At 62.9% G+C, this 26491-nt stretch carries 24 protein-coding genes; 2 read left to right on the forward strand and 22 right to left on the reverse strand.

Annotated elements, in window-relative coordinates:
- Positions 1-46: 46 nt before the first annotated feature.
- From ALVIN_RS04005 to lptD, 8 genes are all read right to left on the reverse strand, one after another.
- The gene (locus tag ALVIN_RS04005; RefSeq protein ID WP_012970030.1) at positions 47-1333 is read right to left on the reverse strand and encodes a Ni/Fe hydrogenase subunit alpha; all 1287 of its coding nucleotides are present in this window, start codon (positions 1331-1333) and stop codon (positions 47-49) included.
- Positions 1330-2085 (reverse strand): NADH-quinone oxidoreductase subunit B family protein, encoded by a 756-nt coding sequence (locus ALVIN_RS04010; protein ID WP_012970031.1) that lies wholly within the window; start codon positions 2083-2085, stop codon positions 1330-1332. The genes ALVIN_RS04005 and ALVIN_RS04010 overlap by 4 nt, the downstream gene beginning before the upstream one ends.
- Entirely contained in the window at positions 2082-2936 is an 855-nt protein-coding gene (locus ALVIN_RS04015) for an FAD/NAD(P)-binding protein (protein ID WP_012970032.1), read from the reverse strand. Before ALVIN_RS04015 ends, ALVIN_RS04010 begins: the two co-directional genes overlap by 4 nt.
- A 6-nt stretch (positions 2937-2942) precedes the next feature.
- Positions 2943-3989, reverse strand: coding sequence for a 4Fe-4S dicluster domain-containing protein (locus ALVIN_RS04020; protein ID WP_012970033.1), 1047 nt, complete (start codon positions 3987-3989; stop codon positions 2943-2945).
- Between the two features lie 309 nt (positions 3990-4298).
- On the reverse strand, positions 4299-5399 hold the full coding sequence (tgt, locus tag ALVIN_RS04025) for a tRNA guanosine(34) transglycosylase Tgt (RefSeq protein ID WP_012970034.1): 1101 nt from the start codon (positions 5397-5399) through the stop codon (positions 4299-4301).
- 55 nt (positions 5400-5454) lie between these two features.
- Complete coding sequence (gene pdxA / locus ALVIN_RS04030; protein ID WP_012970035.1) at positions 5455-6468, reverse strand: 4-hydroxythreonine-4-phosphate dehydrogenase PdxA; 1014 nt, start codon at positions 6466-6468, stop codon at positions 5455-5457.
- Between the two features lie 11 nt (positions 6469-6479).
- Positions 6480-7820 (reverse strand): peptidylprolyl isomerase, encoded by a 1341-nt coding sequence (locus tag ALVIN_RS04035; RefSeq protein ID WP_012970036.1) that lies wholly within the window; start codon positions 7818-7820, stop codon positions 6480-6482.
- Positions 7801-10347 (reverse strand): LPS-assembly protein LptD, encoded by a 2547-nt coding sequence (gene lptD / locus ALVIN_RS04040; RefSeq protein ID WP_012970037.1) that lies wholly within the window; start codon positions 10345-10347, stop codon positions 7801-7803. The genes ALVIN_RS04035 and lptD overlap by 20 nt, the downstream gene beginning before the upstream one ends.
- A 148-nt stretch (positions 10348-10495) precedes the next feature.
- Between lptD and ALVIN_RS04045 the strand changes: the two genes are divergently transcribed.
- Positions 10496-11506, forward strand: coding sequence for an aminoglycoside phosphotransferase family protein (locus tag ALVIN_RS04045; protein WP_148217455.1), 1011 nt, complete (start codon positions 10496-10498; stop codon positions 11504-11506).
- Between the two features lie 29 nt (positions 11507-11535).
- On the opposite strand, the gene ALVIN_RS04050 is transcribed toward ALVIN_RS04045, so the two are convergent.
- The 9 genes from ALVIN_RS04050 to dusB form a co-directional block, all read right to left on the reverse strand.
- Positions 11536-12474, reverse strand: a complete 939-nt coding sequence (locus ALVIN_RS04050) for a hypothetical protein (protein ID WP_012970039.1) — start codon at positions 12472-12474, stop codon at positions 11536-11538.
- Entirely contained in the window at positions 12471-14303 is a 1833-nt protein-coding gene (locus ALVIN_RS04055; protein WP_012970040.1) for a vWA domain-containing protein, read from the reverse strand. Before ALVIN_RS04055 ends, ALVIN_RS04050 begins: the two co-directional genes overlap by 4 nt.
- Positions 14291-14965 carry a sensor histidine kinase gene (locus ALVIN_RS04060; protein ID WP_050750357.1) on the reverse strand — a complete coding sequence of 225 codons (675 nt, stop codon included), beginning with the start codon at positions 14963-14965 and terminating at the stop codon, positions 14291-14293. The genes ALVIN_RS04055 and ALVIN_RS04060 overlap by 13 nt, the downstream gene beginning before the upstream one ends.
- Before the next feature lie 13 nt (positions 14966-14978).
- Positions 14979-16598: a tetratricopeptide repeat-containing response regulator gene (locus ALVIN_RS04065; protein ID WP_012970042.1), complete on the reverse strand. Its 1620-nt coding sequence runs from the start codon at positions 16596-16598 to the stop codon at positions 14979-14981.
- Positions 16599-16627: 29 nt separating this feature from the next.
- The gene (gene purD / locus ALVIN_RS04070; protein ID WP_012970043.1) at positions 16628-17914 is read right to left on the reverse strand and encodes a phosphoribosylamine--glycine ligase; all 1287 of its coding nucleotides are present in this window, start codon (positions 17912-17914) and stop codon (positions 16628-16630) included.
- Positions 17915-17957: 43 nt separating this feature from the next.
- Positions 17958-18734, reverse strand: coding sequence for an acyl-ACP--UDP-N-acetylglucosamine O-acyltransferase (lpxA, locus tag ALVIN_RS04075; protein ID WP_012970044.1), 777 nt, complete (start codon positions 18732-18734; stop codon positions 17958-17960).
- 6 nt (positions 18735-18740) lie between these two features.
- Positions 18741-20300: a bifunctional phosphoribosylaminoimidazolecarboxamide formyltransferase/IMP cyclohydrolase gene (gene purH / locus ALVIN_RS04080; protein WP_012970045.1), complete on the reverse strand. Its 1560-nt coding sequence runs from the start codon at positions 20298-20300 to the stop codon at positions 18741-18743.
- A 122-nt stretch (positions 20301-20422) separates the two neighbouring features.
- On the reverse strand, positions 20423-20731 hold the full coding sequence (locus ALVIN_RS04085) for a helix-turn-helix domain-containing protein (RefSeq protein ID WP_012970046.1): 309 nt from the start codon (positions 20729-20731) through the stop codon (positions 20423-20425).
- On the reverse strand, positions 20728-21744 hold the full coding sequence (gene dusB / locus ALVIN_RS04090) for a tRNA dihydrouridine synthase DusB (RefSeq protein ID WP_012970047.1): 1017 nt from the start codon (positions 21742-21744) through the stop codon (positions 20728-20730). The genes ALVIN_RS04085 and dusB overlap by 4 nt, the downstream gene beginning before the upstream one ends.
- A 197-nt stretch (positions 21745-21941) precedes the next feature.
- Here dusB and ALVIN_RS16515 point away from each other — a divergent pair, with 197 nt between their 5' ends.
- Positions 21942-22796, forward strand: a complete 855-nt coding sequence (locus ALVIN_RS16515) for a YfdX family protein (protein WP_012970048.1) — start codon at positions 21942-21944, stop codon at positions 22794-22796.
- Positions 22797-22904: 108 nt separating this feature from the next.
- On the opposite strand, the gene ALVIN_RS17925 is transcribed toward ALVIN_RS16515, so the two are convergent.
- The 5 genes from ALVIN_RS17925 to ALVIN_RS17510 form a co-directional block, all read right to left on the reverse strand.
- Positions 22905-23114 (reverse strand): hypothetical protein, encoded by a 210-nt coding sequence (locus ALVIN_RS17925; protein ID WP_223295256.1) that lies wholly within the window; start codon positions 23112-23114, stop codon positions 22905-22907.
- A gap of 117 nt (positions 23115-23231) precedes the next feature.
- On the reverse strand, positions 23232-23600 hold the full coding sequence (locus ALVIN_RS17930; RefSeq protein ID WP_223295257.1) for a phospholipase D family protein: 369 nt from the start codon (positions 23598-23600) through the stop codon (positions 23232-23234).
- Between the two features lie 466 nt (positions 23601-24066).
- Positions 24067-24651, reverse strand: a complete 585-nt coding sequence (locus ALVIN_RS16950; RefSeq protein ID WP_223295226.1) for an IS5 family transposase — start codon at positions 24649-24651, stop codon at positions 24067-24069.
- Positions 24542-24907: a transposase gene (locus tag ALVIN_RS17935; protein ID WP_223295282.1), complete on the reverse strand. Its 366-nt coding sequence runs from the start codon at positions 24905-24907 to the stop codon at positions 24542-24544. Before ALVIN_RS17935 ends, ALVIN_RS16950 begins: the two co-directional genes overlap by 110 nt.
- Before the next feature lie 667 nt (positions 24908-25574).
- Complete coding sequence (locus ALVIN_RS17510) at positions 25575-26240, reverse strand: hypothetical protein (protein WP_012970050.1); 666 nt, start codon at positions 26238-26240, stop codon at positions 25575-25577.
- Between the last annotated feature and the right edge of the window lie 251 nt (positions 26241-26491).

Genomic DNA, 26491 nt, shown 5'->3' on the forward strand with positions numbered 1-26491 from the left:
TCGACCGCGCGCCCCGGACGAACCGGGGAACGCGGATCGGGGTGGATCAGACGAAGCGGACGTTCAGCATGTGGGTCGAGCAGGAGATGCAGGGGTCATAGGCCCGCACCAGCATCTCGAGGGCCAGCGTGATGTCTTCCTGACTGCGGTCCAGAATGGTCGGCACCAGCGCCCGCATGTCCAGCTCGATGTTGGCCAGATTCTGGCCGGTCGGGATGACGCAGTTGGCGCCGACGATCGCCCCGTCCTCGATCTGGTAGTGGTGGAAGAGGGTGCCGCGCGGCACCTCGGCGGCCCCCACGCCCTCGCCGGTCAGCCGGGTCGGCGCGGCCGGCTCCTCGTGCCGGATGCCCATCTCAAGCAACTGGTCGATGAGCAGGATCGCGTCCTCGGTGCAGTGCACCACCTCGACGGCCTGTGCCGCCGCGATCAGATAGGGGTTGATGACCTTGGGCGCGAGACCGAGCGCCTCGGCCGCCGCCCGCGCGCGCGGATGCAGCTTGTCGTGGTTGATGTTGAAGCGCGCCAGCGCCCCGACCATGTAGGAGTCGCGCTGGTGGCGGGTGTGCTTGGCCGAGGAATGCGGGACGATGGTCTCGTTGGTGATGAGGCGGTAGTCCTCCAGATCCCAGCGTCCGCCGTCACTGCTGTCGATGACGCCGTCGATGAAGCAGTATTCCTCGCCCTTGTGCAGCGCGACGTACTCGGTGTCGCGCTCGAAGCGGGGGAAGTCCAGCCCAGCCAGCAGCTCGATGGTCGCGTCGCAGTCGGCGCGCGAGGCCACCAGCCGCGCCCGCAGCTCGCGCAGCGTCTCCAGGCTCGGGAAGTGCGTGAAGCCGCCGACCGTCATCGAGATCGGATGGGTGTGACGCCCGCAGATGGCCGCGCACAGATCCCCGGCGAGCTGCTTCATGCGTAGCGCACGCAGCACCACGTCCGGCGCGCTCTGCGCCAGCGGGATGACGCTGCCGACGCCCAGATAATCCGGCGCCACCAGCATGTAGATGTGCAGGATGTGGCTGTCGAGGATCTCGCCGTGGAAGTTGAGCTTGCGCAGCAGCGTCGTCTGCGGGCTGGGCGTCACCCCGAGCGCCTGCTCGGTGGCACGCAGCGAAGCGGTCGCGTGCCCGACGGCGCAGATGCCGCAGATGCGCGAGGTCAGGTGCGAGGCGTCCAGGTAGGGACGCCCGCGCAGCATGGCCTCGAAGAAACGCGGCGTCTCGACGATCTGCAGATCGCACTGCTTGAGCACGCCGTTCTGGACATCCACGACGATGTTGCCGTGGCCCTCGACGCGCGTCACATGATGGACATCGACTTTCAGCGTGGTCATGCGGGCGTCACCCCTTCCAGTTGCATCGTTTGGTAGGTGAGAAAGAGCGACAGCTTGGCCGCGATCTGGTCTTCGGTCATGCCGTGCTCGCGCAGCGCCTGCTTGATCGAGTGCATGTTGGGGGACGGAATGAGACCGCGACAGCCCTCGCAGCCCTGACCCTGGGCCGGGCAGATGGCCTCGCAGCCGGCACGGGTGACGGGACCGAGACAGGTCTGACCGCGCAGGAACATGCAGACGTTCTCGGTGAGCTTGCAGTCGATGCACAGCGGATAGTCCGGGATCGCCGGCTTGCGCCCCTGCAGCAGATGCGTCACCGCCGTGGCGAACTCCTTGCGGTCGATCGGACAGCCGGGGATGACGGCATCGACCTCGATCACGGCGCTCAGCGGCCGCGCCGGATAGGTCTCGAACCAGTCTTTCTTGTCGCCGTAGACGTATTCGCGGGTCTGCTCCAGCGGCATCCGGTTGCGGATGGCATTGATGCCGCCCAGATGCGCGCAGGCGCCCAGGGCGACGACGATCTGGGCCTGTTCGCGGATCTCACGGATCTTGGCTTCATCGGACGGGCGCGTGCAGGAGCCTTCGATGAAGGCGATCTGATAGTCCTCGCCGCGCTCGCTCATGGCCTCGCGGAACTGGACGATCTCGATCACTTCCAGCAACTCGGGATGGCGCTGGAGCGTATCCAGGACCGTCAGCTGACAGCCCTCGCAACTGGTGAACTCGAAGAAGGCGACCTTGGGTTTCATGATAGCGCCTCCTCAAGATCCTTGACCTCGGCGTAGGACAGGACCGGTCCTGTCTGACAGGTGTAGATGTGGTGCATCTGGCAGTGGCCGCACTTGCCGACGCCGCACTTCATCTGACGCTCGAACGAGAGCCAGATGTTGCCCTCGGCGATGCCCTTGGCGAGCAGATCCTGGAGGACGAACTTGTACATGACCGGCGGACCGACCACGGTGGCGATGGTGTTGCGCGCCGGGAAGTCGATCTTGGGCAGCAGGGTGGTGATGACGCCGACGTGGCCGTCCCAGCCGTCTGTCGGCCGGTCGACGGTGACGTGACACTCGATGTCGCCGCGCTCGGCCCAGGCCTTGAGATCGGCCGGGAACAGGAAGTCGTTGGGCGTGCGCGCGCCATAGAGCAGCGCGACGCGCCCGTACTTGCCGCGCTCGTCCAGTACTTCGGTGATGAGCGAGCGCAGCGGCGCCAGACCCAGACCGCCGGCGACGAAGACGATGTCCTTGCCCTGGAAGCGGTCGATCGGGAAGCCGTGACCGAAGGGTCCGCGCACGCCGATCATGCTGCCCGGCTCCAGACGATGCAGCGCCTCGGTCAGCTTGCCGACGCGGCGCACGCACAGCTCGAAGGCCCCGTTGCTGCGCGCCGGTGAGGAACAGATGCTGATCGGCGCCTCACCGATGCCGAGCACCGAGACCTCGACGAATTGTCCCGGTTGGTGGGCGATAGTGAAGCCGCTCGGCAGTTCGAGATGGAACCACTTCTCGAGTTCGGTGAACTGTTCGACCGCGACGATGCGCGCCGGGGTCGGCATGTAGATGGACGAATGGTCCAGGGTTTCGCGTAGCAGTGTGGTCATAGTCTTCTAGGCCGACTCCCCTGGGGACGCCTGGCGACGTTCGTTGAGCGTGTTGAGGGTGGCGATGGGCGTGATGTGCGCGGGACAGGAGAGGGCGCAGCGTCCGCAGCCGACACAGCCGAGCAGGCCGTAGGCTTCCAGCTGATACTTGCCCTTGCGCATGAAACGATGACGCAGCCGGTTGGCGCGCGAGTTGCGGAAGTCGTGTCCGCCGGCGACCACGGCGAACTTCTCCAGCAGGCAGGAATCCCACACCCGCACCCGCTTGCCTTTTTCCAGCTTCAGATCGATCTCGTCGACGACATCGAAGCAATAGCAGGTCGGACAGACCTTGGTGCACTGGCCGCAGGAGAGACAGCGTTCGCCGATCTCGTCCCAGAGCGTGCTGTCGTGGCTGGCGCCGAGCAGATTGGGCAGGTCGGTGACGTCGCAGTCGAGCCGGTAGTCGAAGTTGGGCCACTTGCCGGCCATCACTTCATTGAAGCGATCGTAGTCGGTGTCCGACGGCTTCCAGAAGAAGCCCATGCCGCGAATCAGCGCCTCGCCCGCATCGGAACCGACATCGACGGCATAGCGGTCCCCGAGATCGGTCAGATGCACATCGAACTGTTCCGGGACCGACAGGGTGCCCAGGCTCTTGCAGAAGGCCTGGTCCATGCAGGGCTGCATGCACTCGATGCTGACCAGGGCCGTCTTGCGGCGCCGCGCCTGATAGTGCTGGTCGACATGCCCCGTACCCTGGATGCGGTCGAGCAGCTGGATGGCGTGCAGGTCGCAGGTGTGCAGCGCCATGATGACCGTGGGCTCGATCTCCTCGATGACCGGCGACATCTCCATCGTCTTGGCGTTGAAGGTGAAGAGATCCTCGCGCGGGGGCAGGAAGTACTTCTTGGGCGGCAGGACGCTGCTGTGGTAGTCGAGGACGAGTTCGTCGGCGCTGGTGATCTCGTCGAAGATGTACTGGCCGTGGGATTCCCTCGGAGCCACCACACGATGGTCGATACGCAGACGCTCGACCCAGGCATTGAGCAGGTGCTTGGGGAGTATTCTCAAACCGGGAAACCTCTGTATCGAGGCCCACGCGCGCGGGATGCTGTGAGCGCGCGGGCGAAGCTGACGCCAACCTGATTCGGTGATCCAGGCCGATCCGATTGGCTTGGGGGCCGTGCGTTGGAGGCGCTCGCGAGCGCCGACCAGCGCACGTGACGGCATGACTCCTGCCGCCCGAGAATCAGAATATGACGATAAGATTAATGGCCCTATCAAAAATGGGACTAATGCTTTGGGTCAATCGTTTGTATTGAGATATCGGCTGTGTTCGGGGCCGGACGCCCGGTTCTGAGTCGGCCAACCGCCGATCGATCAGGCCGAGGCGCGTTGCCGTTTGAAATCCGAGACGAAATGATCGAGCCGGCCTCCGGCGATCGCCTCGCGCAGTCCGCGCATCAGGGTCTGGTAATAATGCAGATTGTGGATGGTCGCCAGCCGTGCGCCCAGGATCTCCTTGCAGCGGTCGAGATGATGCAGATAGGCGCGGCTGTAGTGACGGCAGGTGTAGCAGTCGCACAGCGGGTCGAGCGGTCCCTCGTCGGTGCGGTGGACGGCGTTGCGGATGCGCACCACGCCCTGATGGGTGAACAGATGACCGTTGCGTGCATTGCGGGTCGGCATCACGCAGTCGAACATGTCGATGCCGCGCTGGACGGCGGCGACGATGTCCTCGGGCGTGCCGACGCCCATCAGATAGCGCGGCCGATCGGTCGGCAGCTTGTCGGAGAGGAAATCGAGCACCCGCAGCCGGTCTTCCTCCGGCTCACCGACCGAGAGTCCGCCGACCGCATAGCCATCGAAACCGATGCGCATCAGACCTTCCAGCGACTCGGCGCGCGGACGCTCGTGCATCCCGCCCTGGACGATGCCGAACAGCGCCGCCGGGTTGTCGCCATGCGCCTCGCGCGAGCGCGCCGCCCAGCGCAGCGACAGCTCCATCGAGACGCGCGCCTGTTCCTCGCTGGCCGGGTAGGGCGTGCATTCGTCGAAGATCATCACGATGTCGGAACCGAGTTCGCGCTGCACCTGCATCGAGATCTCGGGGCTGAGGAACACCGGACTGCCGTCGACCGGCGATTGGAACTTGACGCCGTCTTCCGTGATCTTGCGCAGTTCACCCAGACTGAAGACCTGGAAACCACCCGAGTCGGTGAGGATGGGTTTGTCCCAGTGCATGAAGCCGTGCAGATCCCCGAGCCGGCGGATGACCTCGGTGCCGGGGCGCAGCATCAGATGGAAGGTGTTGCCGAGCACGATCTCGGCGCCGACCTCCAGCAGTTCCTCCGGGGTCATGGCCTTGACCGTGCCATAGGTGCCCACGGGCATGAAGGCGGGCGTCTCGACGGTCCCGCGTGCAAAGGTCAGACGGCCGCGACGGGCGAGACCGTCACGTTCAAGCAGATCGAAATGCATCGAATGAGATTCCTGACCGGCTCGGAGCGAGCCGGATCCTAGAGAGGGTCGAAGTTCAGTGTCGAGCGGCGCCGGCCGCCGTCATCGTCAGCGCCGTCTGGAGCGCCAGACGCAGACTGCCGAGATCGGCGCGATCGGTCCCGGCCAGATCCAGCGCTGTGCCGTGGTCGACCGAGGTGCGGATGATCGGCAGGCCCAGGGTGACGTTGACCGCCTGACCGAAGCCCAGATGCTTGAGCACCGGCAGCCCCTGATCGTGATACATGGCCAGCACCGCATCGGCGTCCTTCAGGCGTGTCGGCACGAACAGCGTATCGGCGGGCAGCGGGCCGACCAGATCCCAGCCGCGCGTGCGCCGCTCATCGAGCACTGGCGTGATGACCTCGATCTCCTCGCGTCCCATGTGTCCGCCCTCGCCGGCGTGCGGATTGAGTCCGCACACCAGGATGCGCGGCTGCTCCAGGCCGAAGCGCGCGACCAGATCCTGATGCAGGATGTCAACCACGCGCCCGAGCGAGGCGCGCGTGATGGCTGCGCTGACTGCCGACAGCGGCAGATGCGTGGTCGCCAGCGCCACGCGCAGACCGGGCGTGGCCAGCATCATCACCGGCTCGGCCCCGCAGCGCTCGGCCAGGAACTCAGTGTGCCCGGTGAAGGGGATGCCGGCCTCGTTGATGACGCCCTTGTGCACCGGCCCCGTGACCAGGGCATCGAAGGTGCGGTCGAGACAGCCGTCACAGGCGCATCTGAGCGTCTCCAGCACATAGCCTGCATTGGCTGGGTCGAGCCGACCGGGTGTCGCCGCCTGTTCGAGCGCCACCGGCCAGACGTTGAGCCGACCGGGTTCGCTCGGACAGGCCGCCTGAGCCGGATCGAAGGGCGCGATCGTCAGCGACAGACCGAGACGCGCCGCACGCTCGGCCAGCAGGTCCGGGTCGGCGATAGCCACCAGCTCGGCGGCCGAGTGCCCGGCCGCCGCCAGACGTACGATCAGATCGGGACCGATGCCGGCCGGCTCGCCGGGCGTCAAGGCCAAACGCGGCACGCGAGATTCGCTTGGGTGTGTCATGGATGCTGAGATCATGATTCCTGGTCGAGCCGGATCTCGACATAGGCTTCGTCACGCAACTGGCGCAACCATTCCTCCGTCGCTTCCTCGGCCTTGCGCCGTTGCAGCGCCTCGCGTGCCTTCAGACGCAGGATGTCCTCGTTGGCACTCTGCTGGCGCCGTTCCTCGACCTGGAGGATGTGCCAGCCGAAGGGGCTCTTGAAGGGTTCGCTGGTCGCTCCGACGGCCAGGGCGTTCATTTGCTCCTCGAACTCGGGCACGGTTTTTCCCGGATCGACCCAGCCCAGCTCACCGCCCTTGAGCGCCGAGCCGGTATCGTCGGAGTGCGCGCGCGCCAGACCGGCGAAGTCCTCACCGCCGATGATGCGCTCGCGCAGTTGCAGTAGCCGCTGGCGCGCATCGGCGTCCGAGACGATCTCGTTGGTGCGGATCAGGATGTGGCGCGCCCGGGTCTGGGTGACGTCTTCTGGAGCCGCCGCCTTGATCTCGCGCATCCGGATGATGTGGAAACCGCTCGGGCTGCGCAATGGTTCACTGACCTCGCCCTCGGCCAGGGTATAGGCCAGGTCCGACACCAGACTCGGCACCGCGCCCATCTCGAACCAGCCCAGATCGCCGCCCTCCAGGGCGTTGCGTCCATCCGACTCGCGCACCGCCACGGCGGCGAAGTCGGCCCCGCTACGCAGCCGTTCCACCAGTCCCTTGGCTTTGTCCTCGGCGCGTTTGACCTGCTCCGGGGTCGGGTTTTCGGGCAGGGCGATCAGGATGTGCTGCAAGCGCACCTGCTCGCGCTCGATCAGCCGGCTGGCCTCGCGCGCGAGGAAACGATCGACTTCGGGTTCGCTGACCTGGATCTTGCGCACCACCTCCTGATTCTGCAAACGGCTGCTCAGAATCTGCGAGCGCGTGTCCTCACGGAAGTCCTCGAAGCGGATGCCGCCGGCCTCCAGCGTTGCCTTGAGTTCGTCGAGCGACAGGCCATTGCGGCCGGCGATCCCCTGAAGCGCTTCTTCCAGCGTGGCCTCGTCGACCTTGAGACCGAGTTCCTTGGCCCGCTGCTGCTGCAAGTGCTTGAGGATGAGACGGTCGAGCACCTGTTTGCGCAACTGCTCGGGGGGCGGTATGGCCGTTCCGCGCTGGTTGAGTTGCGGGATCACCAGCGCGATCTCGCGTTCCAGCTCACTCTGCACCACCACATCGTCGTTGACCACCGCGACGATGGCATCCAATGCCTGGGCCGAGACCAGCGCCGGCCCCATTCCGAGCGCCAGCGCAAGTCCCAGCAGTTTCCCCCGCGGGGACCGGCGCGGCGTCATCCGCGCCGGCGCGTCTCTATTCGGGCTGATAGCCATAGATTCCTCGTTGCAGAACCTTATCGATCGAATTGCCGAAGGAGCCGAGACCGGCCAGCTCCAGCTGCAGCATGACACTGGTGCTCGCCGGCTGATCGGCATCGCGCTTGAGATGCTGGCCCAGCACGCGCAGGCGCCAGCAGCACTGGCCGAACTCCAGCCCGGCGAAGGCTTCGACCGTCTGGTCGTTGAGCAGTGAGTAGAGCCAGCGTCCGACCACCCGTACCCGTGGGCCGATGGGCATCTGGAACGCGAGGTCCGTGTCCTCGTATTCCTCCGACGCCTGGGTGCCGAGATTGTAGCGGTAGGCGAGATTGATCAGGCGGTCGCGGTCGGGGGCGTAGCGTAGCTGGAGGATCTGCTTCTCCCACGCGTTCCCGTCGTCATGCGGATTCCATTGCAGCCCCACCTGGGCGGTCCAGTCCTTGTGCAGTCGTGCCGCCAGCTCGCCCGCCAGGGACGAACTCACATCGTCCTCGGGCGTCGCATCGTCGAGCTGGACCCGGCGCTCGTCGAAGTAATAGACCTGACCGAGACTGGCACGAAAGAGCTCGTCGCCATCGCGGTTGGCGATGGTGCGCGAGGTCAGGCCCAGGGTGAGACGGTTCTCGTCGCTGATGCGGTCGTAGCCGGTGAAACGGTTGGAGCGAAACAGACTCGCGAAGCTGAAGTCGAGCGCCGTGGTGTCGAACCGGGGATTGTCGGACTGATCCTCATGAGCGGTGAGGACGTAATAGAGCCGGGGTTCGAGCGTCTGCAAGGTCTCGTGGCCGAACCAGTCGGCCTCGCGCTCGAAGATCAGCTTGCCGTCGAGGTCGACACTCGGGATCAGATGGCTCGGTTGACTGTCGGCGCCCTCCACCTGATCGACGAGATCGTACTGGGTGTAATAGAGCCGGGCGCGCGGGATGAGATGACCGAAGCTGCGCCGCAGCGGCCAGCGCAGCGAGGGAATGGCGACCAGCCGGCTGCCATGGACGGCTGCATTGTGGTCGAAATAGTCGTACTGCGCCTTGAAGTCGTATTCCAGACCGCCGACCTGGGGTGCGGGCGAGAGGTTCAGCTCGATGTGCGGGAGCTGCCCATAGGGCCGGTTGGCCGGTGCGATGCTGGTGTCGACCGTCTGGAACTGCTGCACGCGCCCCAGTGCCCACCAGCCATCGCCGCTGTACAGGACGTCCGCGCGCTGGCTGAGGTTGCGCAGACTCGTCACATCGAGCCGGTTGCCGAAATCGACCAGATAGCGATCGTCGGAGACCGAGGCGTAATCGATCGCGGTCGACCAGCGCGTGCCGAGCCAGGCGGACTGGGTGACGCGCAGTGCACCACGCGCGCCCTCGTCTTCGTTCTTCTGATCGCTCGGCAGGAGTTCGCCGTCGATCTCGATGCGTTGCCAGGGCGAGAGATGGCGGAACTCGGCCCCGAGCATCAGCCCGCGCGAACTCATCAGACGCGGCGTCAGGGTCGCGTCCATGTTGGGCGCGATGTTCCAGTAGTAGGGAATCGTGAGATCGAATCCGGTTTCCTCGGAGGTGCCGACGGTCGGGATCAGAAAACCGCTGCGCCGACGCCCATCGATCGGAAAGGCCAGATAGGGGGTGTAGAGCACGGGCACGTCCCAGAGGCGCAGGCGCGCGTGGCGCGCCACACCCAGACCCGTGCCCTGATTCAGCTCCAGATCGCGCGCGCGCAGCGACCAGGCCGAGCTGCCGGGCGGGCAGGTGGTATAGAGGACGTCGCGATAGCGGCTGCGCTCGGCGTCGAGCAGCCAGGCTTCGGTGGCGGCGCCGCGCAGATTGGCCCGGCCGTGCATCCGGTAGCCGGCCTGCTCCAGGTGCCCGCGCTTGGTCTCCAGGTTGTAGTCGGCGCGTTCGCCGATCACCCGAAGTTCCGGATAATCCAGCGCGACGCTGCCGCCGGCGCTGACGTCTCCGGTACGCCGGTCGTAGCGCGAACGCTCGGCGCGCAAGCGGCGCGATTCCTGAATGATATCGACCTCGCCCTGCAACTGGATCAGGTCGCGTTCACGGTCGTAGTCGACCAGATCGGCCGTGATCTCGATCGGCAGGCGCTGCGTCTCAGGTGGCGGGGACGCCGGCGTGATGTTGGTGACGCCGGGCGCGGGTCCGCAATACTCCCAGCCGAGATCCAGGTGCAGACGGCGGTCATCGGCGCGCTGTTCGACGGGGGTGACGACCGGGGCGAGCGGTGTCTCATCCGGTGGGGCGAGGGTGACGCCCTGCGCGCCCTGCTGTTCCAGCGTCGCGAGCGCGGCATCGCGTTCGGCCGGCCGGCTGGGGGTCAGGGATGCACCGTCCGTGGGTGTGTGCTCGGGCGTGGCGGGCAAGAACGCGGTCCGGGATGCGCGCGGCGGCTGGCCCGTGTCGGGCAGGCTGGTGGACGGCCCGCTCGCCGGGTCGGCGGCGTTCGGGGCCGATTCTGTCGCCCCGCCTGGCGCCGAGGCGGCCGCGAGCACGAGCAACGCAGCCGCGCGTGCACTGTATTTGAGTTCGGCCAGGGTCGGCATCGGTCGGAGGGGCGTGTAATGAATGAGTGGACGCTAGGGATTGAACCTGTAACCATGGCACATCCAGGGCGCGCCATCAATCGCCGATGACTCCATCGAGGTTCGCCGACCCTGATTTTTCTTAAGATTCTATGGCCATTTGGAGTGAATGGGTGTGTCGGATCGAACTGCCGTCTTGCGTTCCTGGTTGAGCGAGGTCTTGGGTTCGGAGTCGCTGGAGTTGACCCCGGCGTCCTCGGATGCGAGCTTCCGTCGCTACTGGCGTGTCCGGCGCGACGGCGAGACCTGGATCGCCATGGACGCCCCGCCCGAGTTCGAGGACTGCGGACGCTATGCCGATCTGGCCCGGCGCTTTCGCGCCTGCGGACTCAATACCCCCGAGATCCATGCCGAGTTTCGCGAGCAGGGGTTCCTGCTGATCTCCGATCTCGGCGATCGAGTCTATCTCGGCGAGCTGAACGCGCAGAGCGCCGACCGGCTCTACGGCGATGCGCTCGACGCCCTGGAGACGCTCCAGACACGCGCTCCGGTCGAGGGGCTGCCCCAGTACGACACGGCGCTACTGACGCGCGAGCTGGGCCTGTTTCGCGAATGGCTGCTGCACGGATTCCTGGAGCTACCGCTCGACGAACGCGACCGCGAACGCCTCGATCGCGTCGAGTCCATCCTGATCGACAGCGCCCTGGAGCAGCCGCGCGTCTGTGTCCATCGTGATTATCACTCGCGCAATCTGATGCTGACCGAGGCGGGCAATCCCGGCGTGCTCGACTTCCAGGACGCTGTGGTCGGCCCCATCACCTATGATCTGGTCTCGCTGCTGCGGGATTGCTATATCTCCTGGCCCGAAGCGCGGGTCCGGGACTGGGCGCTCGGTTACTTCCAGCGTGCCGGCGCCTCGGGGCTGCTCAACGCGGTCGAAGCCGAGCGTTTCGAACGCTGGTTCGATCTCATGGGGATGCAGCGTCACCTCAAGGCCAGCGGCATCTTCGCCCGGCTGAGTCTGCGCGACGGCAAGCATGGCTATCTGGCCGACATTCCTCGGACCCTGGGCTATGTGCTCGACGTGGCCGGCCGCTACCCCGAATTGCGCGAATTCGGCGACTGGCTCGGCGGTCCGGTCACGGCCGCACTGGAGTCGCGTCTGGCGATGGCGGCCTGATGGCGTGCCGTCGCGTGCGACAGCGCGCATCAGGGTTTCTTGACCGGCTCTTCGTCCTCGGACGGCGGATCGAAGAGATCGGCGAGTCCTTCCAGCTCGTCACGGGCGCGCGCTTCCTCGATCTCCTCCGGACTCAGCGGGCGCTCGGGCGCCTCATCGGGCTTGGCGGGTGGCGGCCCCGGCTCGCTGACGGCCTCTTTCGCCAGCGCTTCCAGCATGGCATCGATGTCACTGGGGTCGAGTGTCTCATCGAGTGACGACTCGGGCGGTGTGGCAGGTGGCGGCTTGACGGACTCGTCTTCGGGTGGATTCTCGACCGGCTGGATGTCGAAATCACCGGCGTCCATGTCGAGATCCCCAAGGTCGGCCTCTTCGTCCGGTTCGGCCTCTTCGTCCGGTTCGGGCGCTTGCGCCGCAGGTTCCTGGGCGGGCGGGGGTTCCTGCAGCGAATCGGCCTGCTGTTGCTCGGCTTTCTTGAAGGCGGCCATGTACTCTTCCATGAGCTGTTCGAGGGTTTCCTTGGTGTTCTCCAGTTCAGTCGAGAGTTGTGCCTTCTCGTTCTCCAGACCTGTAACGTCACTGGCATTGATCATGCCGCTCGGGGTGATCTCGGCCCAGGGCTTGATCACCTTGGCCAGTTCCGACGGGATCTCCTTGAGCTTGTCCCCGTCACGGTTGAGATAGAGATTCAGCATGACGTTGTAGAAGGCCCGCTCGCGCTCCATGTACTCGTCGACCTTGGCCGCGAGTTCGTCGCCTTCCAGGTTGTAGGTCGTCTCGAACAGATTCGCCAAGGCATCACGGTGGCTGGGTTCGCGGGCTTCAAGATGCTGCATGACGGCCCCGGCATGGACCTGATCGTCCTGTTCCTGGTGGCGTTGGCGTCTGAGCATCAGAAACAGGATGACCCAGGCGAGCAGGGCGAACTCACCGGCCAGGATCAGAGCGGCCAGTTGGAATGTGCTCATGCGCGCGTCCTCTTGGCGGTGTTCCGGCTGGACCTGGAGCGCGTCATGAGCCACCAGGTCAGCGCCAGCAACCCCCCGAGCAGCACATTGCCCCCGAGCACATAGACCAGCAGCCAGAGCCAGGAGACGGGTTGCGTGGCCTCCACGGCCGGCTCAGCCGGCGGTACCGCGAAATCGAGCGTCAGGGCACCGGGTTCGGGCTGGATCTCGGTGAGATCTCCGGTCAGGGTCCGGCCCATGAAATGACTGCTGATCCGGTACTCTCCAGGGTGCTGGACGGGGATCTTGACGGTCAGCGGAAAGCGTTTGCCCTTGGGGATCTCGACGACCTCGGTCCAGCCGTCCGGGCCACGCGCGAGCAGATAGCCGGACAGGCTCGTCTGGTCGACCAGATCCGGTTCGGCGGTGAGCCGCACCAGCAGCGCGGCGAAGGGATCGGTCTCGCTCGGCTGTTGTCCCTCATAGTCGACCGTCAGCGGCGCGCCCTTGATCTTGAGGCGCCGGGTGAGCTGGCGCTGGAAGGTGCCGCCATCGATGACGAAGTCCAGACGATAGACGCCCGGTGTGAGCGTGCGGGTTTGCAGGCTGGTCGAGAACCGCTTCGTCGCCTGATCGAGCGCCATGGCCTGCTCAGCGGGTGCGGCCGGCGGCACGGCGAGCGGGGGCTGCCCCTCTTCGGTGGCGGGTGGCGTCACATTCTCCCCGACGACCGGCGGTGTAGGGACGGCGGCGCCTTGAATCTGTCCCAACGCGGGCGTCGCGGATTCAGGGGTGACGATGACCCTGGAGGCCAGCACTTGCAGCAGTTCGGTGCGCTCGACCGGCTGACCATGGTCGGTGAGCCAGCTCTCGAGCTGGGGCAACTCCCCGAGTCCGACCGCGTTGGGGACTGGGGCGACCTCGATGTCCATGTCGGTCACGATGACGACCCGGTTGTCCGGGTCTTCCACCCCGCGAATACGCCACTGACCGGGCTTGGGATTGGACAGCGTGACCAGATCGTACCCGACCTCGGCGCGCCACTTCACACCGGGCGTGAGCTGATCGGCGCGGATGCGCTCGCCGTCGGGAGCCGTCAACTGGCTCTGTCCACCTTCGGGTCGAAAGGCCAGGAGCGTGAATTCGCGCACCTGATCGTCGATCTCGAAGCGATTGCCCTGGATCGGCACGGTCGTCGGCGGAGCGCTCTGTTCGAGCACGCGCAGAAAGAGCCGCTGGAGCGTCTCGGCGTCCTGGGCGACTTCCAGCCAGCCATCGGTCTGAGTGGCGAGCAGACGCATGAGCGGTTCGTCGATCTGGTCGGAGAGACCGATGGCATGGACCTTGACGCCCTCCGACTTGAGCGACTCGATCTGTTCGGACAGGATGCGCTCGCGCGAGGCCGCGCTCTCGGCCTCATCCTTCGAGACATCGACCAGTCCGTCGGTGAAGAGGATCAGATGCCGCTCGCCCTCGGGCGGTGTCTTGGTCCAGTCCTCGGTCGCGGTGCGGATGGCACGCTCGATATCGGTGAAGAGTCCGCGCGAGTGGATGCGTGCGAGACGTCCGGCGAGACGCTTCTTCCAGGCGTCGTCGACCGGCGCCGGCGGGATCAAGACCTCGGTCTGCTCGGCGAACAGCCAGACGCCGGCGATGGCGCCAGCCGGTATGAGTTCGTTGACCAGTTGCAGCGCCGGCGCGCGCAGATTCCGGGGATCGTTCTGACGCATGCTCCCGGAGACGTCGATGAGCAGCCGGACATCGGCCGGAGCCGCCAGCGGCGCCTGGACCGCGATCAGCCACAGCAGGACGATCGACGAGAGAAGCCGCGCGCGCCTCAGGGAAGCCACAGCTCGAAACAGCCTCCAGTCAGATGATGGGCGTTGACCAGATGGATCCGCCCCTGGAGGTCACCGTTGCGATGCAATTGGGCGATACGGGTCGCGAAATAGAGACCGAGCTGGGTGCGCCCTGGGTTGGCGGCCTCGGCGAACTCGCCGGGCTGGTACTCCAGCAGGCCGATCAGGGCCGGTGGAAAACCGCCGCCATCATCCTCGACGCGGATCACCAGGAAGCCGTCTTCCTGAGCGGCGCTGAGTTCGATGCGTGAGCGGGCATAGCGTCTGGCATTGCCGATGGTGCTGTCGAGCACGCTGCGCACCAGTTCCAGATCGAAATAACCCTCGAGATCCGGCGCACAACGATGGCTCAACTCCAGTTCGAGTGCCCGGCACACCGAATGATTCTCGGCGACGACCTCATCGAGGAAGTCATCGAGGTTGTTGGCGGTCACGCGCATCGAGAGCTGCTCGTGACCGATCTTGTAGAGCGTCAGCAACTGGATGAGATTGCTGTTGGCGCGGCGCGCCTCGTGTTGCAGCAGACTGGCCTGACGGGGATTGGCGATATGGTTGTCGGGATTGGCGATCAGATCCTCGAGGTTGTTCAGGATCAGGCCGAGCGAATTCTTGATGTCGTGGATCGACGAGGCGAGGATGTCGGAAAAATCCATGCTGTCCATCGGCTCAATCCCCTTGGCTGGTGATTTTGCGCAGGCGCGCGGTCACGTCGCCCAGCCGCCAGTCGTCCGGGGCCAGGGTCTGGACGCGGTCGATGTAGCGGCGCACGGCTTGCAGATCATCGTTGGTGACGCCCCGGCGTTCCATATACATGATGATGGCCTTGGCCGCGTTGAGATTGATGGTCTTGTTGCCCGGCATCTCGTCGGCCGCCTGACTGAGCAGACGGATGGCGGCCTCGAACTCGCCCTGTTTGATGAGCCGTACGCCTTCGTTATTGGTCTTGACCAGATCGCGCTGAACTTCGCGGATCGCGGCCTCGGCATCATAGTTCAAACCGGATTCCTGACACAGATGCACGATCTGGGTCAGGGTCGCGTCGTCATCGTGATTGTTGGCGATGGCCTGACGCAAGAGCGTGGCTGCCTTGTCTTCGCGTCCGAGTCCGGCATAGGTCTTGGCCATCTCGAGGGCGTGCTCGGCGGTGTGAGCCGTCTCGTTGAGCCGGGCGAGGGCTTCCTCGGCCTCGGCGAGCGCGGCCTCGGCACCGGCCTTGTCACCCTGGCGGGTCTTGATGAGCGCGCTGGTACTGGCCGCGTAGAAGACGGCCTCCTCTCGGTCGGGGAAGACCTTGTGGATCTCGTTGGCGACCTTGAGTGCCTCGTCGTGCTTGTTGTTGGCCGATTTGCTTTTGGCCAGTCCGGCGAAGATCGCCGGGTGATTGAGCACTGAGTATTTCGCCAGCCCGACGGCGCGCTCATAAGCCGCCTCGGCGATCTCGGGGTGTCCGTTGTTCAGCGCGATGTCGCCGAGCGTATGCTGGCGCCCAATACCGCGCGGCGAGAGCCTGACGGCGGTGCGCAGTGTCTCTTCGGCCTCGGCGAAACGGCGCTGGGCCGTCTGGGTCTTGGCCAGCCAGTCGTAGGCGCCGATGAAATTGGCATCCTGCTCGATCAGCTGCCTGAACGTCTCGGCCGCCTGATCGAAGTTCTTTTTCAAAAACTGGATCTTGCCGATCCCGAGCCGTGCCCAGGGCATTTCGCGGATGGCGAGTACCTGTTCGAGCGTGGCCGTGGCCTCGTCGAGTCGGTTGGAGTCGATGCAGATCTCGCTCTTGAGCTTGAGCAGTTCACCGAGGTTGCGCGGCTTGGCGGCGATCAGGGTATCGATCGCACGGATGGCCGCCGAGGGATCCTTGGCCACGAGCGCTTCGCTGACCTTGGTCAGATGGGCCTTGCGCTCGAAGAGCTTGACCAGACGGGTGCGCAGCAGATCCTTGGTGAACGGCTTGGAGAGATAGCTGTCGGGAGCGTATTCGACGGCCCCCATCACCATCTCGCGCGCATTCTCGGCCGTGATCATGATGAAGATGCTGTCGACGCCGATGAGCTGGCGATGACGCGCTTCCTCGAGTACCTGCTGGCCATCCTTGCCGGGGCCGAGATTGTAGTCGCAGAGGATGACCTCGAAGCGCTTGTTCTGCATCTTCGAGATGGCGTCGCTGCCGTTGCGGGCCTGATCGATGCGCGTGACCCCGAGCGAGATCAGGATGCCCTTGATCGCCGAACGCATGTCGGCGAAATCGTCGACGACCAGGAAGCTCTTGGTGGCAAAGGCGTCAGCCATCTCGCTCTACTCGTTGTCCCAGCCCAGGATCAGGATCGCTCGCGCGCGATGGCGCGATGCCCGATGTCGCGGCGACAGAAGGCGTCCGTCCACTGGATGCGGTCGACCGCCTGATAAGCCAAGTGCTGCGCCTCGGCCACGTTGGCGCCGAGCGCGGTGACGCACAGCACACGCCCGCCGTTGGTCAGGATGGCGTCGCCCTCGCACCGGGTGCCGGCCTGGAAGACCTTGGCCTCGCTGGAGGGTACCGCATCCAGGCCGCTGATGACATGCCCCGTTTCATAGTCGTCCGGATAGCCGCCGGCGGCCATGACCACGCCGAGTGCCGGACGCGCGTCCCAGTCGGCCGTGACCTGATCGAGCCGTCCGTCGAGCGCGGCCAGACAGAGTTCGACCAGATCGGACTGGAGGCGCATCAGCAGCGGCTGGGTCTCGGGGTCGCCGAGCCGGCAGTTGAACTCCAACACCTTGGGCGTGCCGTCGGCGCCGATCATGAGGCCGGCATAGAGGAAGCCCAGATAGGGCAGTCCCTCGGCGGCCAGACCCGCGACCGTCGGCTCCATCACTTCGCGCATGATGCGGTCGTGGATCTCGGGCGTGACGATGGGGGCGGGCGAGTAGGCGCCCATGCCGCCGGTGTTCGGACCGCGATCGCCGTCGTCGCGCGCCTTGTGGTCCTGAGACGAGGCCAGCGGCAGGATGTGCCGGCCATCGACCATGGCGATGAAGCTCGCTTCCTCGCCGGTGAGGAATTCCTCGATCACGACGCGCGCTCCGGCGCGGCCGAAGCGTCCGCCGCCGAGCATGTCGTGCACGGCGGCCTCGGCCGTGGCCAGATCATCGGCCAGGATCACGCCCTTGCCGGCGGCCAGACCATCGGCCTTGACCACCACGGGCGCGCCGACCTGACGCAGATAGGCGAGCGCCGGCTCCAGCTCGGTGAAGACGCCATAGGCAGCGGTCGGGATGCCGTGACGGTGCAGGAAGTCCTTGGCGAACGCCTTGGAGCCTTCCAGTTGGGCCGACGCCTGACGCGGCCCGAAGCAGGGTAGCCCCGCCTCGGCGAAGGCATCGACCAGACCCAGCACCAGCGGCGCCTCGGGGCCGACGATGGTCAGCCCGATCGACTCGCGGCGTGCGAACTCGACCAGTCCGGCGATGTCGTCGGCGGCGATGGCCACGTTCTCCACGCCCGGCTCGCTCGCCGTGCCGCCATTGCCGGGGGCCACGAACACCTGTTCGACCTGGGGGGATTGGGCCGCTTTCCAGGCCAGGGCGTGCTCGCGCCCGCCACTGCCTACGATCAAGATCTTCATCGGTATTTCAAATCTCTGGTTTTGGGTTCGGATCGCGTCCGCTTCAACCGAACGACACGATACCGCGCCGGCTGGCACGAATGAAGGCGACGATCCGCTTGGTCTCGGGTCCGGGATACTCGTCCTCGGCGCGCTGGAGTGCATCGTCCAGGCGCAGACCGGAGCGCAGGATCAAACGATAGACCTGCTTGATGCGCGTGCGCTGTTCCTGACCGAAGCCGTTGCGTCTCAGCCCCACCACGTTGAGTCCGATCAGGCGCGCGCGATGGCCGTCGGCGAGCATGTAGGGCGGTACGTCCTGGGGCACGCCCGTCACGCCCGCGATCATGACATAGGAGCCGATGCGGCAGAACTGATGCACCGCCACCTGACCGGAGAGAAAGCAGTGGTCGTCGATCTCGACATGCCCGGCCAGGGTCGCGGTGTTGGCGAAGACATTGTGATCGCCGACGACGCAGTCGTGTCCGGCGTGGCTGAAGGCCATCCAATAATTGTGGCTGCCGATCCGGGTGCCGCCCTCGGACTTGATCCCGCCGCTGATATTGACGCACTCCTTGAAGTGGTTGTGATCGCCGATGATCAGCGGCCGGGCCTTCTCGGGCGTGAAGCTCAGATCCTGCGGTTCGGAACCCAGGGTCGCGCCATGACAGACTCGGTTGTGCGCACCCATCCGGGTGACGCCGAAGATGCGCACGTTGCTCTCGATGCGGCAGCCCTCGCCGATGACGGCCCCGGATTCGATGATCGAATAGGGACCGACCGTCACGCTGTCGTGCAGTTGGGCGCCGTCCTCGACGATGGCCGTTGGATGGATGCGCATGGGTTTTCAGTGCCTGAAGTGACGCATGCCGGTGAACACCATGGCCATGCCATGCTCGTTGGCCGCCGCGATGACCTCGGCGTCGCGCATCGAGCCGCCGGGCTGGATGACGGCCTTGATGCCGGCGGCGGCCGCTTGATCGATGCCGTCGCGGAAGGGGAAGAAGGCATCCGAGGCCATCACCGATCCGGCGACGGTCAGTCCGGCGTGCTCGGCCTTGATGGCGGCGATGCGCGCGGAATTCACCCGGCTCATCTGCCCGGCGCCGACGCCGATGGTCATGCGCTCGCGGCCATAGACGATGGCGTTGGACTTGACGAACTTGGCCACGCGCCAGGTGAAGAGCAGGTCGGCCAGCTCGGCCTCGGTCGGGGTGCGCTCGGTGACGGTGCGGATCTGGTCGGTCAGACGCAGATCGGCGTCCTGGACCAGCAGACCGCCGTTGACGCGCTTGAAGTCGAGCCGGTCGCCCGGTTCGCGGGACCAGTCGCCGCATTCGAGCAGACGCACGTTCGGCTTGGACGCGACCGCCGCGCGGGCGGCGTCCGAGACGCGCGGGGCGATGATGACCTCGACGAACTGACGCTCGACGATGGCGTGCGCGGTCTCGGCGTCGAGTTCGCGGTTGAAGGCGATGATGCCGCCGAAGGCCGATTCGGGATCGGTCTGATAGGCGCGATCATAGGCTTCCAGCAGGGTCGCGCCGAAGGCCACGCCGCAGGGGTTGGCGTGCTTGACGATGACACAGGCCGGCGCCTCGTCGAACTGCTTGACGCATTCGAGCGCGGCATCGGTGTCGGCGATGTTGTTGTAGGACAGTTCCTTGCCCTGAATCTGGGTCGCGGTCGAGATGCCGGCCTCTGCGACCTGATGCTCGACATAGAAGGCCGCGTTCTGATGCGGATTCTCGCCATAGCGCATCGACTGCCGGCGCTTGAATTGCAGCGTCAGGGTGCGCGGGAAGCTGGCGCCGGCCTCGGACTCGGCGCGCGCCGACAGATAGTTGGCGATCGCGCCGTCATAGCGCGCGGTGTGCTCGAACACCTTGGCCGCCAGATCGAAGCGGGTCGCCTCGCTCACCCCGCCGCTGGACTGGATCTCCTCGGCCACGCGCTCGTAGTCGGCGGCGTCCACCACCACGGTGACGCTGGCGTGGTTCTTGGCCGCCGCGCGCAGCAGGGTCGGGCCGCCGATGTCGATGTTCTCGATCGCGGTCTCCAGATCACAGTCGGGATTGGCGACCGTCTGCTCGAAGGGATAGAGGTTGACCACCACCAGATCGATCGGCGGGATGCCGTGTTCGGTCATGACCGCGTCGTCGAGGCCGCGACGGCCGAGGATGCCGCCGTGGATGCGCGGATGCAGGGTCTTGACGCGCCCGTCCATCATCTCGGGGAAGCCGGTGTGGTCTGAGACCTCGACGACGGTCAGGCCGTTGTCGGCCAGCAGGCGGGCGGTGCCGCCGGTGGAGAGGATCTCGACGCCGCGTGCGGCGAGCACGCGGGCGAAGTCGAGCAGACCGGTCTTGTCGGAGACACTGATCAGGGCGCGTTGAATGGGTTGCATTGGATGGTCCAAAGTCTGGATGGGCGTATGGATTCGCACAGTGTTCGGGATCGAGGTGTCGACGGCTTGGGCGCGATTGTGCAACATCCGCGTCTTCGATCCCACGGATTTTAGGACAGACCTCAGCGGTCGATGCCGTGGGCCTTGAGCCGTTTGCGCAGCGTATTGCGCGTCAGGCCGAGGAGGCGTGCCGCCTGACTGAGGTTGCCCTGTGTGTGGTGCAGCACCAGCTCGAACAGTGGGCGTTCGACCTCCTGCATGACCAGATCGTAGAGATCCTCGATCTCGTGTCCGGCCATGTTGGTGAGATAGGCCTCGACGGCGGCGCGCACGCACTGGCTCAGTGGCGCAGCGTGCCGGTGATCGTCGGGGGCGAGTCCAGTCGCTGGCGGTGGCGGTTCGGATGTGGTGGGCGCGGCCTCACTCGTCATGGTCGGGCGTAATCGTCGTGGTCTCGATCGAGGAAAGCGAGTGCAAGCCGGAGTTGCTCGCTCGCTGACTCGGTAGTGTTGATGGTGTCCCGGAAGCTCGCCGCGCCGGGCAGATGCCGGCAGTACCAGGCGATGTGCTTGCGCGCGATCCGCACCCCGGCGTAATCGCCATGGAAAGCATAGAGCGATTCGAGATGTTCTCTCAGGATGTCTTTGATCCAGTGGCGTGGCGCGTTCGGCGATTCAGACGGATGCGCAGGCTCGGAGGCCAGCCCAGCGGCGATGTCGCCGAAGATCCAGGGGCGTCCCTGGGCCGCGCGACCGATCATGATAGCATCCGCGCCCGTGTAGTCCAGAACGCGGCGGGCGTCTTGCGCCGAGGCGATGTCGCCGTTGGCGATGAGCGGGATGTCCACTGAGGCGCGGATAGCGCGGATGGTGTCGTATTCGGCCGGGGCGCCGTAGGTGCAGGCGCGCGTGCGTCCGTGCACGGTCAGGGCGGCGATGCCCGACTCGCGCGCGATCCGGGCGATGCGCACAGCGTTGCGTTCCTCGGGCGACCAGCCGGTGCGGATCTTGAGCGTCACCGGCGCCTCGACGGCGGCGACCACGGCCTCCAGGATGCGCGCCACGCGCGTCTCGTCGCGCAGCAGGGCCGAGCCGGCGGCGACCTTGCACACCTTCTTGGCCGGACAGCCCATGTTGATGTCGACGATGTGCGCGCCCAGCTCGACGTTGAGCCGCGCGGCCTCGGCCATCTCGGCGGGGTCGGAGCCGACGATCTGCGCCGAGATCGGTCCCGGTTCGTCGCGATAGTCGAGCCGGCGCAGCGACTTGCGGCTGCCCCAGAGCGCGGTGTTGGCGGCGACCATTTCGGCCACGGCCAGTCCGGCGCCGAGTCGCCGGCACAGGGTGCGGAACGGGCGGTCGGTGATCCCGGCCATGGGGGCCAGGATCAGGTTGTTGGCGAGCCGATGGGGGCCGATCTGGAAGGGGCGGATCAAAGCGGGCAAGGATGTTTCTCTCTCGTGGACGTGGCCGCACGCATCGACGTATCAGAATTTGAACAATGGCGGTTCTTTTCAAGGTTACACGGATTTAACCCGTTCTTCAGCCTCGGGTAAGGTGGCGTGTCCGATACTCTCTCCATCGGCGGAAGCAACCGCCGCCGACAGATGCAACCTGTCAATCATCCTGAGGGTGTAGCGTCATGAACCGTATCTATCCGATCACCGCCGTCACGATCCTCGCTCTGTCCTTCGTGGCCATCGGTCGCAACCACGCCGCTGATCTCCGTCCGGCCGCCGCCAATACCGACACGACCATCACGCAGATCGTGACGGGCGGCCCGAGTCCCAAACAGGAGATGGAACTCTCGAAGCTGGGCTTGATGGCCGTCGAGCATGCTCAGTTGGCACGACTGGCGATCAACGATGGCTATGTCGACAACGCCAAGAAGCTGCTGGCCGAAAGCCATAAGCTGCTCGACCAAGCCGAGAAGCAAGACCGACCGATCACCGTGACGACCAAGGTCCGGGAAGGTCAGCAGGTGAAGCACGAACGTGAGCGCGAGAAGATGGATCTGATCCCGATCGCTTCGGAGTTGCAGGTCATCGAGGCATTCGACGCTCAGCCGACTCAAGGCGCGACGGACGAGCCGAAGTCCACGGCGGCCGCTGACCAGCCTGTCGCGGCTCAGGCCAAGGCCACCGGAGATGAGACGGCCAAGCCTCAGTCCATGGTCGAGCGCGCCAAGGTACGCGATGCGGCCATCGCTCAAGCCAAGGAGCATCTGCAACGTGGCGACCGACAGGCGGCGGCTCAGTCGCTGAAGCTCGCCGATCTGACGTTGATCGCGCATGAGATCAGTCTGCCGTTGGCCGAGACCAGTGCCGAGGTCGATCAGGCGATCAAGCTGCTCGATGCGGGCAAGCCCTACGAAGCCAATCTCGAACTCAAGAAGGTGCGTGACGGTCTGGTCGTCACCACGGCCGTGGTTGGCGGACCGACTGATCCCGTCTCGCCAGCCGGCTCGGGTTCTGAACCGTCTGATGGGCAGTCTTGATCCAGTGCTTCAGGGCTGGGAAGGATAGCGCGCGGCGCGGGAGTCTCGCCTTGCCGGGACTCCCGCAAAGCGCCGCTAGACAATCTCCAGGGGCTTGGCGGTTAGCCTTCATGGCTGCATGTTTTCAGGCCAAAGGAAGTATGGGCCAAACTTTGGACTCATGCGGAACTCGCCTCCAGCGTCCTTGCCCTTGTTGGTGATGTAGTGCTTGCCTTCACGCGATTCCAAGAATCCGGATTGCACGAGCTTTTCCGTGAGGTCGTTGGTTTTCATACCCAGCTTTTTGGCAAGTTTTGAAGTTGTCAACTTGTCAGGCAAGGTTTCCTCGGTTTCGGATTTGCTCTCGGGCTCGTTTGATATGCGCTCAAGAGAGATTCGGGCTTCCTCGCTAATGCGAATGATGCGTTGTGACTCTTCGTAAGCGTCTTTGTAAAGCTAGGCGTCGTCCGTGCGCCGGATTAACACGCCCATTTCGTTGTTGTTGATTTGACTGAATTCATAAAGATTAAGGCTAGTGATAATGCAGAACTCTTCATTCATGTAGCACTTGGCATGAAGGTTCTTGCAAAAGCTTGTGCGAATGTACGTAAGCTCTTTTAGCCAGTTGATCTTCTCGGGTTGAAGCTCGCTTTTGCCGTAAACGATGCGCACGTCAATCTTTAAACGATTCTTGTCGGCTAGAAGTTCCTTGATTCGATCGTTGAGCTTGAGGAACGGACTGATCAGGATGAGTCGGTCTTTTGCGTCCTTGATGAGTTCTTCGAGAAAGTAATTTGTAGCGCTGGTGTTCAGGAATTTTGCCATTGGGCGATCTCAAAAGAGCAGGTGATAGGTGGTCTATAGGAAGAGAGCAGCACGGCATTTGCCTTGTTGGCCAATTGTCGATTTTTAAGGCATGCGGCTTTTGCGTTTATGCTGAGCCGCTTTTTCGCTTGCCAGAGACTTTTTTGGATCAGAGATGCAGATGCCGCCTTGGAGCTGAAAAGATAGTGGCTATGATTTTGATGGATGTGGTTTTTTTAGCTGTTTTAGGTTTCAGGCGTTTTCCTGCAAATTATTAAATTGTTTGCAAGTCGGTTGGTTTGGTCGCTCGTTTCTCTGGTTTTTGTTCTTTCTCTTCTTGCGAGTTGTGTCAAGAATTAAGCTGGCCAGGAATTGTCGCGGCAGGAAAAGCTTATAGTGCTTGGCGAATTCGCCATATACTGCGGTTTTGTTTTCGAGCTTTTTGTGCGGCTGAGAGGCTGTCTAGAAACTGGAAAAACAGTCTTTTCTAGCTAGTAGCCAATTTATAGTGAATTTGATTATTGCAAATTTGGCGAAGCAACAACCGACTAGACGCCAAGTAAACTTGAGACTCACTTGAGGTTGGCTTACGCTCGTAATCTTTACTCAATCGACGCGAACGACCAAGCCAAGCGAATGTTCTTTCAACGACCCAACGACGTGGCAAGACATGAAAACCTTGGCGACCGGTCTGCTTCTTAACAATAGTGAGCGTACAGGCAAACTGCTTAAATACCCACTCAATCAGCTCTGCCCCGGCGTAGGCTCCATCCGCCCAAATAATTTTGACGGATTGGATGAGTAGAAATAAGCGTGCGATCACTTCGCGTGCAGCTGTGCCATCAAACATGTTGGCGGCATGCACCCACACGACAAGCACGCAACCCATTGTATCTACAACGATATGCCGCTTGCGACCTTTGACTAACTTACCGCCATCGAACCCAGAGGCCCGTCTAGACTCAGGGGTTCCCTTGACACTTTGGCTGTCGATGATCGCGCCTGTTGGATCTGGTTTTCGGTCTTTTTTTTTCGCGTAATTGCTCGCGTAAAGCGGTATTAAGATTTTCAAGCAATTTGTTATCTGTCCACTTATTGTAGTAATAGTTAACCAGTTTGTAGGATGGAAAATCATTTGGCAAATAACGCCACGGACAACCTGTTTTGTTTAAATAAAAAATAGCGTTCAAGATTTCACGTAGATCACTTGATCTTGGTCGGCCTGTTGTATAAGGCTCAAGTTCTTCGAAAATGCTTTCAACAATCTCCCATTCTTCATCGGAGATATCGCTTGGGTATTTTTGCGAAGATTCTTTTTTTGAAGTCATATTCACGACATGAGTGAAGTTAATTGACTCGTGAACCTTGCCATATTTTCCAAAAAATATACATAAAAATCAATTTCTTAGTTTTTAGACAGCCTCTGATTTGAGCATTAGGAGTCAATTCCGGGTGCGGCCGAATTATTGCCCATTTTACGCATCAGTTGTTGTTGAAGCAAAGCTTTGTCTAATATGGTCAAGTAGCGTTTTAAGAGTAATTCCAAGTTCTTGATTTGCTGTTATGCTTCTGGTCCTGATCTTGGGGTGGTGGCGATATTAATAGATATTTTCTGAACTGTTTCTGATATTTTCGCAAGCGCGTCATTTCTTATTTTTGCTTCTTCTAATGCGACTTGTTTGCCGAAAATGCCTGTCCTGGAAGTAAACATACTGATTGCTGATTGCATTATGTCGTTTTGTCAACCATTTGTTGTTTCGCGTATTTCTTCCAGTGTCTTTTTACATCTGCCGCGCTCGCTCTTCAGCTAAGCCAGAAGATAACTGAAAATGCAATTGCGACAGCTGGAATAACGTAGCCTGTGAGTATTTGGAATGGGCGGGTCCATCATGACTTTATCTCTCTCTTAACGTCAAGCATCAGCCGACCGCAAAAGCAGAGCAAGGAACGAGTAGCGCTTTTTGCGGTCGGCTGTATGTGGTTGTTGGACATTTCTTACCAAGATGCTTTCTCTATCGAGGACTTGGCCTCGCCTTCTTGTCTTCCTATGCCGCTTATTATCTCGTGTTTCCATTTGTCGTTCTTGGCATCATATCGAGAGAAGTGGAATGGCTCGCTGAACAGGCGACTAAGATTCCGTATTTGTCGCGTAATCGGCTCCGCCTTCATGAATTTGGAGTCCAGGTCAAACATCAGAATGTAGAAAGCCGTCCAAATCGCGGCTGCTCTATCAAATCGAATATCTTGCGCTGGCCCCACAATTGAATACATCCCCTTATTGCGACCCGAAACGATCGATGAAAACAATTCGTTCCCCATTTCACAAGCGGAGACGAATAGCCTTCTATTTTTCAGTTGGTTCTCGAATATTTCGGCGAACCGTTGATAGGAAATTTTATCAAATGTTGTGTAGAGGGAGTCTAGGGATCCATGCGCCGAAATATGCAGAAATCGGTAGCTAGATTTTCGATATTCTTTTACGAGCTCGACGAGTTCTTTTTCAGTGCGAAAATAATAGTACTTTGGTTTTTTTCCTGATAGCCTGAGAATGTCCCGGATTATTCGGCCTTCAAAACGTTCTTTTTCCTCATCTTCCAGGGATAGCGACTCCAGAATAAACACTTGCGGTTCTGTTTCGGAGATAGGGCGCAAATCCGTCATGATCTAGTTCCTGTAGAGAATTTGCGTATCAGAAGCCAAACAGTTAAACGGTTCAACGCCTAAATCAGCGGGCCGCAAAGCCGTAGGCTTTGTGGTTCCGCTGCATTTTCTTGTGTACGCCCGGCATGGGCATGAACTGATGGGGTGAAAGTCCCCTGTAGGAGTACCTGAGATGTCCGCGCAGCGGACGGATATAACTACTAGTCGACGGCAAGGGCAGCCCCGCGAGGGTCTGTCCGGAGGAAGCCTGA

It is taken from the genome of Allochromatium vinosum DSM 180 (assembly GCF_000025485.1).
Classification (GTDB): Bacteria; Pseudomonadota; Gammaproteobacteria; order Chromatiales; family Chromatiaceae; genus Thermochromatium; species Thermochromatium vinosum.